We start from the raw sequence: 13,942 nt of genomic DNA, 5'->3' as shown, positions 1-13,942 counted from the left end.
ACCGAGAGGACACCCATGTCTCGCATCACCCGCCGCGCGCGCATCGGCGCCGTCATCGCCCTGGTCACCACGGCCGCCTTCGCCCTGACCGCGTGCTCCGGCGCGGCCGACGCCTCGGGCTCCGGCTCGAGCGACGGTTCCGTCGACGCCGCCACCGCCACTTCCGTCGAGGACTTCGGCACGTTCGCCGACCTCGAGGCCGCCGCCAAGGCCGAGGGCCAGCTCAACGTCATCGCCCTCCCGCGCGACTGGGCCAACTACGGCGAGATCATCGATCTCTTCATGGAGAAGTACCCGGAGATCACGGTCAACGAGGCGTCGCCTGACGTCTCCAGCGCCGAGGAGATCCAGGCCGCCGAGACCAACAAGGGTCTCGACACCGCCCCCGACGTGTTCGACCTCGGCCTGACCGTGGCGCTGCAGAACACCGACCACTTCGCCCCGTACCAGGTGCAGACGTGGGACGACATCCCCGACGCCCTCAAGGAGCCCACCGGCCTCTTCGTCGGCGACTACGGCGGGTACATGTCGATCGGCTACGACTCCTCGAAGTTCCCGGCCCCCGAATCGCTGCAGGACCTCCTCGGCGCCGACTACAAGGGCGCGGTCGCGATCAACGGCGACCCGACGCAGGCCGGTGCGGCCTTCGCCGCCGTGGGTCTCGCGACCGTCCAGTCCGACGGCACGCTCGACGACTACCAGCCCGGCATCGACTTCTTCTCGGAGCTCCAGAAGGCGGGCAACCTCCTCAAGGTCGACGTCACCACCGCGACGATCGCGAGCGGCGAGACGCCCGTCGTCTTCGACTGGGACTACCTCAACGCCACGCACGTCGCCGACAACAAGGACTGGAAGGTCGTCGTGTTCGACGGCACCGGTTACGCCGGCTACTACAACCAGGCCGTGAACGTCGACGCACCGCACCCGGCCGCCGCCCGCCTGTGGCAGGAGTTCCTCTACAGCGACGAGGTCCAGAACCTCTGGCTGGCCGGCGGCGCCCGTCCGGCCCGCATGGACGCCATGACCGAGGCCGGCACGATCGACGCCGACCTCGCCGCGGCTCTGCCCGAGGTCCCGGCCGAGACGGTCGTCCCGACCGAGGAGCAGTCGACGAACGCCGGCACCCTGCTCGGCGAGAAGTGGGCAGCGGCGGTCCAGTGACCACTGCCACCGCAGCGGGGGCGGATGCTTCGGCATCCGCCCCCGTCCCCTCCGCTCCGCACAGCGCGGGGCCCGTGACACCGTCTCGGGCCTCGCGCTCGGCGCCGTCCGCCGCCTGGCTGGGACTCGTCCCCTTCGCCGCGTACGTGCTGCTGTTCCTCGCCGTCCCGACCGTCCTCGCGATCGGATCCGGGTTCTTCACCAAGGACGGCGACTTCACCTGGACGAACGTGTCGGCGCTCGCCGACCCCGTCGTCCTCACGACCTTCGCCAACTCCGCGTGGCTCTCCCTCCTCACCGCCGTGGTGGGTGCCGTCGTCGGCGCCCTCGTCTGCTACGCGCTGCTCGGCATGAACCCCGAGGGCGCCGTGCGCTCGACCGTGGACGCCGCGGCCGGCGTGCTCGCGCAGTTCGGCGGCGTCATGCTCGCCTTCGCGTTCATCGCCACGATCGGCATCCAGGGCGTTCTGAAGCTCTTCCTGCAGGACACCTTCGGGATCAACATCTACGAGAACGGCACGTGGCTCTATGAGCTGCCCGGTCTGATCCTGCCGTACATCTACTTCCAGATCCCGCTCATGGTGATCACCTTCATGCCCGCGCTCGCCGCGCTCAAGCCGCAGTGGGCCGAGGCCAACCTCACCCTCGGCGGCACGCGCTCGAGCTTCTGGCTGCGCATCGGCATCCCCGTGCTCGCGCCGTCGTTCCTCGCGAGTCTGCTGCTGCTGTTCGCGAACGCGTTCTCGTCGTATGCGACCGCTGCCGCGCTCGCGAGCCAGGGATCGCAGATCGTCCCGCTGCAGATTCGCACCTCGCTCACGAGTGAGACCGTGCTCGGCCGCGAGAACCTCGCCGGTGCGCTCGCACTCGGCATGATCGTCATCGTCGGAGTCGTCATGGCCCTCTACTCCCTCATCCAGCGCCGGGCAGCGAGGTGGCAGTCGTGAACCGTCTCGCCCCCTCCGCGGTCACCCGCTGGGTCATCGGCGTCGTCGTCGGGGCGTTCGTCGCGATCCCGCTGATCTCGACGTTCCTCTACACGCTGCGTCAGACCGACGGCACGCTCGGCTTCGAGCGCTGGGCGTCCCTGTTCGACCCGGAGAAGTCCGCGGCGATCCGACCGATCTGGATGGGTCTCGGCAACTCGCTCGTGCTCGCGGTCGTGACCGTGGCGATCGTGCTGCTGCTCCTCGCGCCGACCATGATCCTGGTGAACCTCCGCTTCGGCAAGCTCAAGCCGGCGTTCGAGTTCGCGGTGCTGCTGCCGATCTCGATCCCCGCGATCGTGCTCGTGGTCGGGCTCGCGCCGATCTACCTGCAGATCGGGCGCTCGCTCGGCACCGGCACGTGGACCCTCGCCTTCGCCTACGGCATCACGGTGCTGCCGTTCGCCTACCGGTCGATCCAGGCGTCGATCGACGCCGCCGACCTGCGCACCCTCGCGGAGGCCGCGCGCTCGCTGGGTTCGAGCTGGCCGACCGTGGTGCTCAAGGTGCTGGCCCCGAACCTGCGTCAGGGCCTGCTGGCGGCGTCGCTCATCTCGATCGCCGTCGTGCTCGGCGAGTTCACGATCGCCTCGCTCCTGAACCGCCAGGTGTTCCAGACGGCCATGGTCGTCGTGCAGAAGCAGGACCCGTACGCGCCGGCGATCTTCACGCTGCTGGCCCTCGTGTTCGTCTTCGTCCTGCTCCTCCTCATCGGCCGCGTCGCGCGCGGCACCGGAAAGGCCCGCTCATGACCCTCCCCCAGACCGCCGACAACATCCTGCTCGCCGAGGCCGGCGAGGGGACCCGCGTCCAGCTGCAGAGCATCGTCAAGAGCTATGGCAGCAACACGGTGCTCCACGGTGTCGACCTCGACATCGCCCCGGGCGAGTTCGTCTCGCTGCTCGGCCCCTCGGGCTGCGGGAAGACGACTCTGCTCCGGGTGCTCGCGGGGCTCGAAGGCCTCGACAGCGGAGCCGTGCTCCTCGACGGCGGCGACGTGTCCCGCGTCCCCACCAACAAGCGCGACATCGGCATGGTGTTCCAGTCGTACTCCCTGTTCCCGCATCTGCGCGTGGTCGACAACACGGCGTTCGGTCTGCGGCGCCGAGGCGTCGGCAAGGCGGAGTCCACCAAGCGCGCCCTCGACGCCCTGGCGCTCGTCGGACTCGGCGACTTCGCCGACCGCTTCCCGCACCAGCTCTCGGGCGGTCAGCAGCAGCGTGTGGCTCTCGCCCGCGCTCTCGTGACCGAGCCCAAGGTGCTGCTGCTCGACGAGCCGCTCTCCGCCCTCGACGCCAAGGTCCGCGTGCAGCTGCGCGACGAGATCCGCCGCATCCAGCTGCGCCTCGGCATCACCACGGTGTTCGTGACGCACGACCAGGAGGAGGCCCTCGCGGTGTCCGACCGGATCGCGGTCATGAACTCCGGCCGCATCGAGCAGATCGGCACTCCGGAGGAGCTCTACACCACGCCGTCGACGGCCGGTGTCGCGGCTTTCGTCGGTCTGTCGAGCGTCGTCTCCGGCGTCGCCGACGGGGACCACGTGGTGGTGTGGGGCCAGCGTCTGCCGCTGCAGTCCCCGGCCGACGGTCCCGTCGACGTGTACCTGCGTCCGGAGAACGTGCACTTCGCGTCCGAGGCGGATGCCGCGACCGACGCGCTCGTGCAGGAGAGCACGTTCCTCGGCAGCATGCGACGCACGCTCGTGCGCACCGAGTCGGGCGAGCTCGTGCGTCTGCAGCACTCCCCCGGCATCCACCCTGCGTTCGGCGACCGTGTGCGCATCGCGGTCGCGCCGGAGCCCGTCGCGGTGCATCCGCGCGGCTGAGGTCCGCTCTATCCCTGAGCCAGTACTCCGGGATACCGTGATCCCCGAGGGGCGCCGCTCCCTCGAACCGAGAGAGAAAGGACGCCTCATGGCAGGCAAGTTCGAGCTGTACACCGACCGCTCCGGCGGGTACCGGTTCCGCCTCAAGGCCGGCAACGGCGAGGTCATCGCGACGAGCGAGAGCTACACCTCCAAGTCCGGCGCCCTGAACGGCATCGACTCGGTGCGCCGCAACGCCGCCGACGCGGAGGTCGTCGAGGTCGACTGACCCGACGCCGGTCCGGCATCGCCCCGAATCGACACCGAGGCCCACCGGCAACGCCGAAACCCACCAGTGCTGACGTCAGCACTGGTGGGTTTCGAGGTTCGTGGTGGGCCTCGACGACGAGATCGAGGGTCCCCGAGTTCAGAGCACGCGCGAGAGGAAGTCCTTCGTGCGCTGGTGCTGCGGGTTCGCGAGCACCTCCCGCGGGTCGCCCTCCTCGACGATGTGGCCGCCGTCCATGAAGATCAGGCGCGAGCCGACCTCGCGTGCGAAACCCATCTCGTGCGTCACGACGAGCATCGTCATGCCCTCGTCCGCGAGCGAGCGCATGACCTGCAGCACCTCGCCCACGAGTTCGGGGTCGAGCGCCGAGGTCGGCTCGTCGAACAGCATCATGTCGGGGTTCATGCAGAGCGCCCGCGCGATGGCCACGCGCTGCTGCTGGCCGCCCGAGAGGTGCCCCGGGAACGCGTCCGCCTTCTCGGCGAGTCCGACGCGGCCGAGCATCTCGTGCGCGATGCGCTCGGACTCCGCCTTGTTGCGCTTCTTCACGCGTCGCTGCGCGATCGTGAGGTTGTCGAGCACGCTGAGGTGCGGGAAGAGGTTGAAGCTCTGGAACACCATCCCGATGCGGGTGCGCACGCGGTCGATGTCGACGTCGGGGTCGGTGATATCGATCCCCTCGATCAGCACCTTGCCGTCGGTGGGCTCCTCGAGCAGGTTCACCGAGCGCAGCAGCGTCGACTTGCCGGATCCGGAGGGGCCGATCACGCAGACGACCTCGCCGGCGGTGACCGTGAGGTCGATGCCCTTGAGCACCTCGTTGTCGCCGAAGGACTTGACGAGCCGCTGCACGTCGATCACGGGCGCGTGGACGTCGATCAGGTCGGTGGTCATCGTGCACGTCCCATCCGACGCTCCAGCCACGCGCTGAAACGCGTGAGCGGGATCGTCACGATCAGGTAGAGGATCGCCGCCATGATGAGCGGCGTGCCGTTCGCGTTCTGCGTCGCCGCGTCACGCGCGAAGTTCGTGAGCTCCTTCGACCAGATGAACGTGCCGGCGACGAAGAGCAGCGAGGTGTCCTTCAGCAGCAGCACGAACTCGTTGGTGAGCGGCGGGATGATGATGCGGAAGCCCTGCGGCACCACGATCCAGAACGTCGTCTTCATGGGCGACATGCCGAGCGAGCGCGCGGCCTCGGTCTGCCCCTTCGGAACCGCCTGGATGCCGGCGCGGATGGTCTCCGCCATGTACGCCGAGGCGACGAGGATCAGACCGATGAGTCCCAGGACGACCGGCCCGCCGAGGCGGGTGCCCGGAACCCCGAGCGCGATCGGCAGGATGAACGCGATCGCGAAGATCGTGAGGATCGCGGGCAGCCCGCGGAACAGCTCGATCCACGCGGTCGCGATCCATCGGAACGGACCGATCTCCGACAGCTTCATCAGCGCGAGGAGCACGCCGAGGAGCAGTCCCCCGAGGAACGCCACGGCCGTGAACCACAGCGTGTTGACGAGTGCCGTGGTGAGGATGCCCGGAAGCATCTTCACCGCGACCTCGGGGTTGAAGAAGAGTTGGCCGATCCTCGTCCAGTCCGTGCTGATCGCGGCCCAGACAGCGATCGCGATCAGCACGACGTAGACGGTGTACCGATAGATCCTGCTCTTGGTGGTGCGCCTCAACGCCATTGTCAAGGTCCTCCCGATCCCTTGCCTGCTCCCGGATCAGTTCGCGGTGAAGTAGGTGTCGTAGATCTTCTGGTAGTCGCCGCTGTCGCGCAGCTCGGTGAGCGCACCGTTGACCGCCTTGAGCAGCTCGGTCTTCTCACCCTTCGCGAAGGCGAAGCCGTAGGACTCGTCGGTGTTGTACTCCTCGACGATCTTGTACGCGCTGTCGGCCTTCTCGTGCTCGAGGTTCACCGGCTGGTCCTGAAGGATCGCGTCGATCTGACCGGCCTGCATCGCGGGCCACAGCTCGCCGTCCGAGGGGTACTGCACGATCTCGGCGCCGGTCGCGTTGGCATTCGCGTAGGCCTCGCCCGTGGTTCCCTGCTGCACGCCGACGTTCTTGCCGCTGAGGTCGTCGATCGACTCGATGCCGGAGTCGGTGCGGACGAGCAGCGACTGCAGCGAGTCGTAGTAGGGGTCCGAGAAGTCGATGTTCGCCTTGCGCTCGTCGGTGATCGTCATGGCCGAGGCGCCGATGTCGCACGTGCCGGCGGCGAGCGTCGTGCCGGACTGCAGCGCGTCGAAGCCGACGTCCTGCACCGAGAGCTTGAGGTCGAGCTTCTTGGCGATCGCGTCGAGCATGTCGATGTCGAAGCCCGTGTACCCGGTGCCGTTGTCACCGCCCTCGAACTCGAACGGCGGGTAGGGGATGTCGGAGCAGACCGTCAGCGTCCCCGGCTCGACCAGGCCGTAGGGGTCTTCCGCCGCGCCGTCGCCGCCGCCGGATCCACCGGTGCTGCCCGCACAGCCTGCGAGGGCGAGGGTGGCGGTCGCCGCGAGGGCGATCCCGGCGATGATGTTGCGACGCTGCATGTCAGCTCCTGAGGGGACGAGGGCCTGGCGCCCACGGACGGGTAGGAGAACATCTAAACACGCGCCACCCGGCTGATCGGAACGATGAGGGGTCTCCGGCGGTTACGTTTGTGTTGCGAACCGTGACAGGTCGCCGCGCTCAGATCTCGACGTCGACCGCGACGCGGCCCGACACCACGGAGCGGACGTACGCGACGACCTCCTCGTGCGCGGGGTGCACCTGATACTGCTCGAGCTCCTCGATCGAGGCGAAGTCGGCGACGAGCGTCACATCCCAGTTGCTGTCGGGATAGGCGTCGTTCGCGCCCGCCCAGATCGACCGGATCTGCGGCACCACGCCGTCGAGGGCGTTCAGCCGGCGCGCGACCTCGGCAGCCTGCTCGGCCCGGACCACGGGGTCTTCCGCGGCGATCTTCCACGACACGACATGACGGATGCTCACTCGGACACAGCCTCCTCGAGGGCCTGACGCAGCCGATCGGGCGAGACGCGCCAGTGCGCGTGCAGCTCGCCGTCGATCAGCACCACGGGGATCTTCTCCCACCACCGTTCGTACAGCGCGGGGTCGTCCTGGATGGACGCCTCGACGATCTCGATGCGCTCGGCCGCGGCGTCCGGCAGTTCGGCGACGACGGCGTCGACGATCTCCGACGCGACGTCGCAGAGGTGGCAGTCGGGCTTGCCGATCAGCGTGAGGGTGGTCACGCCGACGGCACCTCGACCTCGCGCCCCTGCGCGATCCACTCGCCCGTGCCGCCCTCGACGTTCGTGGCGTCGTAGCCGCGGGCCTCGAGCGCCTCGACGACGCGCGCCGAGCGGCCTCCGGCCTGGCAGATCACGTCGAACGACTCGGCCGGGAGCTCCTCCAGGCGGTTGCCGATCTCGGACATCGGGATGTTCACGGCGCCGGGGACGTGCCCGGCCGCGAACTCGTGCGCCTCGCGCACATCGATGAGCGGCGTGTTCGCGCGCTCGGCGAGCTCGGTGACGGTGATCGACTTCATGGAATGCTCCTCGACGACGGGGAAGACCGGGGGCAGAGACACGAAGCGCCCGTCCGGAGACAGGCGCTCAGTGTCGGGCCGCTTACTTCTTGTTGCGGCGCTGGTGGCGAGTCTTACGAAGCAGCTTGCGGTGCTTCTTCTTCGCCATGCGCTTGCGGCGCTTCTTGATGACAGAACCCACGGAAACCTCACTAAGTCAGGGGCTGGGCGTCGCACGGTGACGGACACCCGGGTACGGGCACGGAAAAATGCCTCGGATCAGTCTAGCAAACCGAACGGCCCGTCCTGTCACCTCGACGCGGACCGCCCGGAGACGGCGTCACCCCACGTCGGAGACCGGACGCTGCAGCGCGTCGGCCACAGCGGACTCCGGCACGCGGAAACTCCGTCCGAAGCGGATGGCTGGCAGCTCCCCAGCGTGCACCATCCGATACACGGTCATCTTGGACACGCGCATCAACTCGGCGACCTCGGCCACCGTCAGGAACCGGACATCAGGAACCTCGGGCATCCCACGTACCCCTTTCTACGATGTGCACACTCTATGTGCTTGCTGGGACGCGTGTAAACCCGTGTGACTCGTGTGATCTCAGCGACGCGTCCGGGCGAGGCGCTCCCCCGCATCGCGCAGTGCCTGCCGTTCGACCTTGCGCGCGTCGCGCAGCGCCTTCTCCGCTTCGCGGACGGCCTTCTGCGCGTCCCTGAGCCGCCGGTCGCCCGCGACCTCGGCCGGATCGAGCTCGATCCACTCGGTGGTCTGCTCGTGCACGGCACCGCGGTCGAGCCCGGCCATGTACGAGGTGACCCCGTCGAGCACGCGCTCGATCGCGAAACGGAACGGATCGGCGGGCGAGGTGAAGACCCCGTGGTCGATCGCGCTGCGGAGCGCGGGGAACTCCTCCGGGGTGATCACGCGGTCGTACAGCTCGGCCTCCCGGACGGCGACCTGGTCGGGCGAGAGACCGCTGCCGCGCGACTGCTCGGTGTAGCCGGCCTGGACAATGCCGCACCAGCGCGCCGACCCCGTGACGGCGAGGGCGACGGCGACGCGCTCCTCCGCCGTGAGCGGGGTGCCGTCGAGGGCCTCGAGTGCGGCGTCGAGCCAGGCCGAGCTGTTCGGGGTGATCGGGGAGCCGGTGATCGGCAGCGACAGCATCCACGGATGCCGTTGATACAGCAGCACCTGTTCGGTGTACAGCGCGAGGAGCTTCGCCCGCCACCCCTCGAGCACGCGCGTCGACTCGGGCGGGACACCCGTGGCGTGCTCCTGCATGAGGAGCAGCAGATCGTCCTTCGCACTCACGTAGCGGTACAGCGACATGGGGGTGAATCCCAGAGCGGAGGCGACCGCCGCCATGGAGACCGCGCCGATCCCCTCGGCGTCGGCGAGATCGACCGCCGCCTCGACGATCCGCTCGACGCTCATCTCGCGCTTGGGTCCGCGCTGCGGGTTCGCCGCCACCCCCCAGGCGAGCGCGATGCCGCGGGGCAGCTCCGGAGGCTCGTTCTCGATCATCTCCTCATTCTACTTCTGCGTATTAGATAAACAGTGTGTTATGGTCATACACAATTGCGTTGGACATACACAGTTTACGTCGCACACACATCGGCACCAGGAGAGGAACGAGCCCATGACCACAGCCGTCGAAGTGCGCGGCCTGCACAAGACGTTCGGCACGAGGGCCGTCGTCGCCGGACTCGACTTCGAGGTCGAGCGCGGCGAGGTCTTCGCCCTGCTCGGCCCGAACGGCGCGGGCAAGACGACCACGATCAACGTCCTGACCACTCTGCTCGACGCCGACTCCGGCACCGCGCGGGTGGCAGGGTTCGACACCCGCACCCAGCGCGTCGAGGTGCAGCGGCGCATCAGCCTCACAGGCCAGGCGGCCGCGGTCGACGACGCGCTCACGGCGATCGAGAACGTGGTGATGTTCGCGCGACTCGCGGGCCTCGGCCGCGCCGCCGCCGCGCATCGGGCGACCGAGCTCCTCACCCGGTTCGACCTGACGGATGCCGCGAACCGCCCCGTCCGCACGTACTCGGGCGGCATGCGGCGCCGACTCGACCTCGCATTGAGCTTCGTCGTCGCGCCCGAGGTGCTCTTCCTCGACGAGCCGACGACCGGCCTCGACACCCGCAGCCGTCGTGACCTCTGGGACATCATCCGCTCGCTCGCCGCCGCGGGCACGACGGTGTTCCTCACGACGCAGTACCTCGAGGAAGCGGACCAGCTCGCCGATCGCATCGCCGTGCTGCACGACGGGCGCATCGCCGCGATCGGGTCCCCCGCGGAGCTGAAGGCGCGGATCGGCGGCGACACCGTCGAACTGCACGATGCCCGCGGGGACCTCGTGCGGGAGATCGCCACGGACGGCAGCATCGCGGGGCTCCGGCGAGCACTCGAACGACTCGCCGAGCACGAGCATCCCGACGCGGTCGTCACGCTGCGCCGACCCACCCTCGACGACGTCTTCCTCGCGGTCACCGACACGACACCCCTCAAGGAGCACGCATGAACGCCGCGCTCACGGCATCCGTCCCGTCCCCCGTCGCCGCCCGCCCGCGTCTGCGGGGGTTCAGCGCCGAGGCGGTCTTCGTCGGCCGCAGCCTTCGCCGTTCGCTGCGCGACGGCGAATCGCTGCTCATGGCGATCCTGCTGCCGGTCATGCTCATGCTCATGTTCACGTGGGTGTTCGGCGGAGCGATCGATCCGTCGGGCGGCTACGTCGACTACGTCGTCCCGGGGATCATCCTCACGTGCGCCGGCTTCGGGGCGTCGTCGACGGCGCTGTACGTCGCGAGCGACATGCAGAACGGCATCATCGACCGCTTCCGCACCATGCCCATCCGGGCGAGTGCGGTGCTCACGGGCCACGTCGTGGCGAGCCTCGTGCGCAACCTCGTCGCGACGACGATCGTCATCGGGGTCGGAGTGCTCGTCGGCTTCCGCCCCGAGGCATCGATCGGCGGGTGGATCGCGCTGGCCGGTCTCATCGCGCTGTACATCCTCGCGATCACCTACCTCTTCGCGGCGATCGGCCTTGCGGCCGGCAGCCCCGAGGGAGCGAACGGATACGGGTTCATCCTGCTGTTCCTCCCCTACCTGTCGAGCGCCTTCGTTCCGGTCGCGAGCATGCCCGGGTGGTTGCAGCCGGTCGCCGCGCACCAGCCGATCACGCCGATCGTCGACACCATCCGCGGCCTGCTCGCCGGCACCGCGCTCGACGCGCAGCCCTGGTGGGCCATCGGGTGGTGCCTGGTGATCCTCGTCATCGCCGTGGCGTGGGGCTCCTGGCTGTTCCGTCGCAAGGCCGCCCGGCGCTGACGCCGCGCGTCAGGCCGCTCGGCCGCATTCCGATTCAGCGGAGCCATAGGAGTCGCGCCGGATCCGCTCAGGCTCCTCTGCCAGGGTCGGAGGACGACTCGGCACGGCACCGTTCGAGTCCACGCGGATCTGGGGATCCGCGCGATCGCCCCCGACGACATGCCCCCCGTTCGTCGGGGGCGATGTCGTGCGGCGTCAGCCGCCGAGACGCTTGAGCGCCGAGGTCACCACATGACGGGCGGATGCCGCGGCCCGGCCGACGACCTCAGCCGCGTGCGCCGCGCCGTCGGGCAGCGGCTGACCCGAGAAGTCGACGTGGGGCGCGGAGTCCCCGTAGGCGTCGACGAGGAACGGCACCAGCCAGTCGTCCACGACCTCGAGCGGCTCGACCGCGAGGCTGTAGAAGCGACGCTGACCGTCTTCCCGCACACTGACCAGTTCGGCCTCGCGCAGCACCTTGAGGTGCTTCGACACGGTCGGCTGACTGATGCCCAGGTCGGCCACGATCTGGCTCACGCTCGTGCCGGCTTCGCCGTCCGCGGTGCGACGCAGGAGGAGCTGGAGGATGTCGCGCCTCGTGCCGTCCGCGATCACGTCGAAGATGTCGGTCATGAGTTCAGGGTAGTCGCCCCCCGCACGGAGTACCATGACGAAGGCTCGGCGAACGGCGTCGTGCGGCCGCGGGGCGCGGTCGAGGAACGAAGGGGGACGTGATGTCGGGCATCGTTTCGGCGTCGTCTCCCCGCCAGCGCCTCGAGGGCGCGGCATCCTGGGGCAAGCACATCATCACCTCGTCGCCGTCGCGCTTCGCGATCGTGATCTTCGCTCTGCTCATCCTCGTCTTCACGGTGCTGCTCTCCCTGCCGATCTCGTCGGCGTCGCACACCGTCACCCCTCTCGCCGACGCCCTCTTCACGGCGGTGTCGACGATCTGCGTGACCGGGCTCTCGACGGTCGACATGGCCACCTACTGGTCGCCGTTCGGCCACGTGCTGATCTTCGTCGGCGTCAACATCGGCGCGCTCGGCGTGCTCACCCTCGCCTCGCTCATGGGGATGCTGATCTCGAAGCGCCTCGGCCTGCGGGCGAAGCTCATGGCCGCGGGCGACACGAACCCGTTGCGCGCACACGGCGGCGTGGTGAACGAGAGCCAGACCGTGCGCCTCGGCGAGGTCGGTCAGCTGCTGACGACCGTCGCGGTCTCGGCGCTCATCATCGAGGGCGCGCTCGCCGTGCTCCTCTACCCGGCGCTCGTGATGGCCGGGGTCAACCCGATCGCCGCCCTCTGGGAGGCGCCGTACTTCGCGGCCATGGCCTTCACGAACACGGGTTTCGCCCCCAATGCGGGCGGCGTGGCGGTGTTCGCCGACGACTACCTCGTGCTGAGTCTGCTCATGGTCGGCGTGTTCCTCGGAAGCATCGGCTTCCCCGTGATCTACACGCTCGCGAAGCACGTGTGGCACGTCAAGAAGTGGTCGCTGCACACCAAGCTCACGCTCGTCACGACCGTGCTCCTCTTCGTGATCGGCGCCGCGGTCTTCCTGATCCTCGAGTACGACAACCCGAAGACCTTCGGGTCGATGGATGCCGCCGACACGACGTTCCAGGCGTTCTTCCTCTCCGCCATGACCCGCTCGGGCGGGTTCAGCGTGATCGAGATCGACGACATGAACGGGTCGTCGCTGCTCGCGGCGAGCATGCTCATGTTCGTGGGCGGCGGATCGGCGTCGACGGCCGGCGGCATCAAGGTGACGACCCTCGCGGTGCTCGCGATCGCGGTGTGGTCGGAGGCGAAGGGGCGCCAGTCGGTCGAGGCGTTCGGCCGCCGCATCCCCAGCGACGTGCAGCGCGTCGCGCTCAGCGTCGTCGCGTGGGGCGCGACCATCGTGGCGCTGTCGACGATCATCATCGCCCAGATCACGAAGGACGACATCAGCCATGTGCTGTTCGACGTGATCTCCGCGTTCGCCACCGTGGGCCTCTCGTCCGGCCTCACGGCGGAGCTCCCCGACGCGGGGGCGTACGTGCTCGCGGCCACCATCTTCATGGGGCGCGTTGGTACAGTGACTCTCGCCGCGGCCGTCGCGGCGACATCGCGAACGCAGTACTACTCACTGCCCGTGGAAAGGCCGATCGTTGGTTGAAGTCCTCCGGGGCGACGCTCCCGTCCTCGTCATCGGTCTCGGCCGGTTCGGCGCCGCCTGCGCCGGCGAGCTCGACCGCCTCGATCGCGAGGTCCTCGCGATCGACGACAACCTCGAGCTCGTGCAGAAGTGGTCCGACCGAGTGACGCACACGGTCCAGGCCGATGCGAAGAACATCGACGCGCTGCGCCAGATCGGCGCTCAGGACTTCCAGGTCGCGGTCGTGGCCGTCGGGTCCTCGATCGAGGCGTCCGTGTTGATCACCGCCAACCTCGTCGACCTCAAGGTGCCGCAGATCTGGGCCAAGGCCGTGTCGCAGTCGCACGGCAAGATCCTCGCCCGGGTCGGCGCGAACCACGTCATCTACCCCGAGCGCGAGGCCGGAGAGCGCGTCGCGCACCTGGTGTCGGGGCGGATGCTCGACTTCATCCGCTTCGACGACGACTTCGTGCTGGCCAAGATGTATCCGCCGAAGTTCATCCGCGGCGTCGGCCTCAACGAGTCGGGCGTGCGCAGCAAGTACAAGGTCACGGTCGTCGGCGTGAAGAGCCCGGGCAAGCCGTTCCGCTACGCCGAGGCGAACACGATCGTCACGAACCACGACCTCATCATCGTCTCGGGCACCAACAGCGACATCGAGCGCTTCGCCTCGCTCGACCGCTGATCCTCGACGCGCCCGCGGGCGG

Annotated in this window: 19 protein-coding genes; 9 read left to right on the top strand and 10 right to left on the bottom strand. The window is 68.8% G+C overall.

Features of this window, described 5'->3' with window-relative positions; all coding sequences use genetic code 11:
• The first annotated feature begins 15 nt into the window (after positions 1 to 15).
• From ACIPY8_RS04380 to ACIPY8_RS04360, 5 genes are all read left to right on the top strand, one after another.
• Positions 16 to 1,161, top strand: a complete 1,146-nt coding sequence (locus ACIPY8_RS04380; RefSeq protein WP_400815358.1) for an ABC transporter substrate-binding protein — start codon at positions 16 to 18, stop codon at positions 1,159 to 1,161.
• Positions 1,158 to 2,108, top strand: coding sequence for an ABC transporter permease (locus ACIPY8_RS04375; protein ID WP_400815355.1), 951 nt, complete (start codon positions 1,158 to 1,160; stop codon positions 2,106 to 2,108). Before ACIPY8_RS04380 ends, ACIPY8_RS04375 begins: the two co-directional genes overlap by 4 nt.
• The gene (locus ACIPY8_RS04370; RefSeq protein ID WP_400815353.1) at positions 2,105 to 2,899 is read left to right on the top strand and encodes an ABC transporter permease; all 795 of its coding nucleotides are present in this window, start codon (positions 2,105 to 2,107) and stop codon (positions 2,897 to 2,899) included. Before ACIPY8_RS04375 ends, ACIPY8_RS04370 begins: the two co-directional genes overlap by 4 nt.
• On the top strand, positions 2,896 to 3,975 hold the full coding sequence (locus ACIPY8_RS04365; protein WP_400815350.1) for an ABC transporter ATP-binding protein: 1,080 nt from the start codon (positions 2,896 to 2,898) through the stop codon (positions 3,973 to 3,975). The genes ACIPY8_RS04370 and ACIPY8_RS04365 overlap by 4 nt, the downstream gene beginning before the upstream one ends.
• A gap of 88 nt (positions 3,976 to 4,063) precedes the next feature.
• Entirely contained in the window at positions 4,064 to 4,243 is a 180-nt protein-coding gene (locus tag ACIPY8_RS04360) for a YegP family protein (RefSeq protein ID WP_050721747.1), read from the top strand.
• Positions 4,244 to 4,381: 138 nt separating this feature from the next.
• On the opposite strand, the gene ACIPY8_RS04355 is transcribed toward ACIPY8_RS04360, so the two are convergent.
• The 9 genes from ACIPY8_RS04355 to ACIPY8_RS04315 all read right to left on the bottom strand — a co-directional run bounded on the left by ACIPY8_RS04355 (position 4,382) and on the right by ACIPY8_RS04315 (position 9,303).
• On the bottom strand, positions 4,382 to 5,137 hold the full coding sequence (locus ACIPY8_RS04355; RefSeq protein ID WP_400815347.1) for an amino acid ABC transporter ATP-binding protein: 756 nt from the start codon (positions 5,135 to 5,137) through the stop codon (positions 4,382 to 4,384).
• Positions 5,134 to 5,931, bottom strand: coding sequence for an amino acid ABC transporter permease (locus tag ACIPY8_RS04350; RefSeq protein ID WP_400815345.1), 798 nt, complete (start codon positions 5,929 to 5,931; stop codon positions 5,134 to 5,136). Before ACIPY8_RS04350 ends, ACIPY8_RS04355 begins: the two co-directional genes overlap by 4 nt.
• A gap of 36 nt (positions 5,932 to 5,967) precedes the next feature.
• Positions 5,968 to 6,783, bottom strand: a complete 816-nt coding sequence (locus ACIPY8_RS04345) for a basic amino acid ABC transporter substrate-binding protein (protein WP_400815343.1) — start codon at positions 6,781 to 6,783, stop codon at positions 5,968 to 5,970.
• A gap of 139 nt (positions 6,784 to 6,922) precedes the next feature.
• On the bottom strand, positions 6,923 to 7,225 hold the full coding sequence (locus tag ACIPY8_RS04340; RefSeq protein ID WP_400815341.1) for a Dabb family protein: 303 nt from the start codon (positions 7,223 to 7,225) through the stop codon (positions 6,923 to 6,925).
• A complete protein-coding gene (locus tag ACIPY8_RS04335) occupies positions 7,222 to 7,488 on the bottom strand; it encodes a glutaredoxin family protein (protein WP_400815339.1) in 267 nt (88 codons plus the stop codon). The genes ACIPY8_RS04340 and ACIPY8_RS04335 overlap by 4 nt, the downstream gene beginning before the upstream one ends.
• Positions 7,485 to 7,787, bottom strand: a complete 303-nt coding sequence (locus ACIPY8_RS04330) for a rhodanese-like domain-containing protein (protein ID WP_400815337.1) — start codon at positions 7,785 to 7,787, stop codon at positions 7,485 to 7,487. The genes ACIPY8_RS04335 and ACIPY8_RS04330 overlap by 4 nt, the downstream gene beginning before the upstream one ends.
• Positions 7,788 to 7,869: 82 nt before the next feature.
• Positions 7,870 to 7,968, bottom strand: a complete 99-nt coding sequence (locus ACIPY8_RS04325; RefSeq protein WP_003792170.1) for a 30S ribosomal protein bS22 — start codon at positions 7,966 to 7,968, stop codon at positions 7,870 to 7,872.
• A 138-nt stretch (positions 7,969 to 8,106) separates the two neighbouring features.
• Complete coding sequence (locus ACIPY8_RS04320) at positions 8,107 to 8,298, bottom strand: helix-turn-helix domain-containing protein (RefSeq protein ID WP_144876863.1); 192 nt, start codon at positions 8,296 to 8,298, stop codon at positions 8,107 to 8,109.
• 78 nt (positions 8,299 to 8,376) lie between these two features.
• Complete coding sequence (locus ACIPY8_RS04315; protein WP_400815335.1) at positions 8,377 to 9,303, bottom strand: TetR/AcrR family transcriptional regulator; 927 nt, start codon at positions 9,301 to 9,303, stop codon at positions 8,377 to 8,379.
• A 115-nt stretch (positions 9,304 to 9,418) separates the two neighbouring features.
• Here ACIPY8_RS04315 and ACIPY8_RS04310 point away from each other — a divergent pair, with 115 nt between their 5' ends.
• Together ACIPY8_RS04310 and ACIPY8_RS04305 are read left to right on the top strand one after the other, a co-directional pair.
• Positions 9,419 to 10,303 (top strand): ATP-binding cassette domain-containing protein, encoded by an 885-nt coding sequence (locus ACIPY8_RS04310; RefSeq protein ID WP_400815333.1) that lies wholly within the window; start codon positions 9,419 to 9,421, stop codon positions 10,301 to 10,303.
• Positions 10,300 to 11,112 carry an ABC transporter permease gene (locus ACIPY8_RS04305; protein WP_400815331.1) on the top strand — a complete coding sequence of 271 codons (813 nt, stop codon included), beginning with the start codon at positions 10,300 to 10,302 and terminating at the stop codon, positions 11,110 to 11,112. Before ACIPY8_RS04310 ends, ACIPY8_RS04305 begins: the two co-directional genes overlap by 4 nt.
• A gap of 195 nt (positions 11,113 to 11,307) precedes the next feature.
• Here the strand turns inward: ACIPY8_RS04305 and ACIPY8_RS04300 are convergent, their stop codons facing one another.
• Positions 11,308 to 11,724, bottom strand: a complete 417-nt coding sequence (locus ACIPY8_RS04300) for an ArsR/SmtB family transcription factor (RefSeq protein WP_400815329.1) — start codon at positions 11,722 to 11,724, stop codon at positions 11,308 to 11,310.
• Between the two features lie 101 nt (positions 11,725 to 11,825).
• On the opposite strand from ACIPY8_RS04300, the gene ACIPY8_RS04295 reads away from it, so the two are divergent.
• Both ACIPY8_RS04295 and ACIPY8_RS04290 read left to right on the top strand, forming a co-directional pair.
• The gene (locus ACIPY8_RS04295) at positions 11,826 to 13,256 is read left to right on the top strand and encodes a TrkH family potassium uptake protein (protein WP_400815327.1); all 1,431 of its coding nucleotides are present in this window, start codon (positions 11,826 to 11,828) and stop codon (positions 13,254 to 13,256) included.
• On the top strand, positions 13,249 to 13,920 hold the full coding sequence (locus tag ACIPY8_RS04290; RefSeq protein WP_050721759.1) for a TrkA family potassium uptake protein: 672 nt from the start codon (positions 13,249 to 13,251) through the stop codon (positions 13,918 to 13,920). The genes ACIPY8_RS04295 and ACIPY8_RS04290 overlap by 8 nt, the downstream gene beginning before the upstream one ends.
• Positions 13,921 to 13,942 lie beyond the last annotated feature (22 nt).

It is taken from the genome of Microbacterium sp. NPDC089696, from assembly GCF_044749125.1.
In the GTDB taxonomy this organism is placed as follows: Bacteria; Actinomycetota; Actinomycetes; order Actinomycetales; family Microbacteriaceae; genus Microbacterium.
The sequence above is the reverse complement of the archived record's forward strand: the minus strand, read 5'-3'. Positions and strand labels throughout refer to the sequence as shown.

Bases quoted from the DNA above. Each gene is read 5' to 3' on its own strand.
- ACIPY8_RS04380 (WP_400815358.1), top strand. From the start codon at position 16: ATGTCTCGCATCACCCGCCGCGCGCGCATCGGCGCCGTCATCGCCCTG.
- ACIPY8_RS04365 (WP_400815350.1), top strand. From the start codon at position 2,896: ATGACCCTCCCCCAGACCGCCGACAACATCCTGCTCGCCGAGGCCGGC.
- ACIPY8_RS04360 (WP_050721747.1), top strand. From the start codon at position 4,064: ATGGCAGGCAAGTTCGAGCTGTACACCGACCGCTCCGGCGGGTACCGG.
- ACIPY8_RS04355 (WP_400815347.1), bottom strand. From the start codon at position 5,137: ATGACCACCGACCTGATCGACGTCCACGCGCCCGTGATCGACGTGCAG.
- ACIPY8_RS04350 (WP_400815345.1), bottom strand. From the start codon at position 5,931: ATGGCGTTGAGGCGCACCACCAAGAGCAGGATCTATCGGTACACCGTC.
- ACIPY8_RS04345 (WP_400815343.1), bottom strand. From the start codon at position 6,783: ATGCAGCGTCGCAACATCATCGCCGGGATCGCCCTCGCGGCGACCGCC.
- ACIPY8_RS04330 (WP_400815337.1), bottom strand. From the start codon at position 7,787: ATGAAGTCGATCACCGTCACCGAGCTCGCCGAGCGCGCGAACACGCCG.
- ACIPY8_RS04320 (WP_144876863.1), bottom strand. From the start codon at position 8,298: ATGCCCGAGGTTCCTGATGTCCGGTTCCTGACGGTGGCCGAGGTCGCC.
- ACIPY8_RS04315 (WP_400815335.1), bottom strand. From the start codon at position 9,303: ATGATCGAGAACGAGCCTCCGGAGCTGCCCCGCGGCATCGCGCTCGCC.
- ACIPY8_RS04310 (WP_400815333.1), top strand. From the start codon at position 9,419: ATGACCACAGCCGTCGAAGTGCGCGGCCTGCACAAGACGTTCGGCACG.
- ACIPY8_RS04305 (WP_400815331.1), top strand. From the start codon at position 10,300: ATGAACGCCGCGCTCACGGCATCCGTCCCGTCCCCCGTCGCCGCCCGC.
- ACIPY8_RS04300 (WP_400815329.1), bottom strand. From the start codon at position 11,724: ATGACCGACATCTTCGACGTGATCGCGGACGGCACGAGGCGCGACATC.
- ACIPY8_RS04295 (WP_400815327.1), top strand. From the start codon at position 11,826: ATGTCGGGCATCGTTTCGGCGTCGTCTCCCCGCCAGCGCCTCGAGGGC.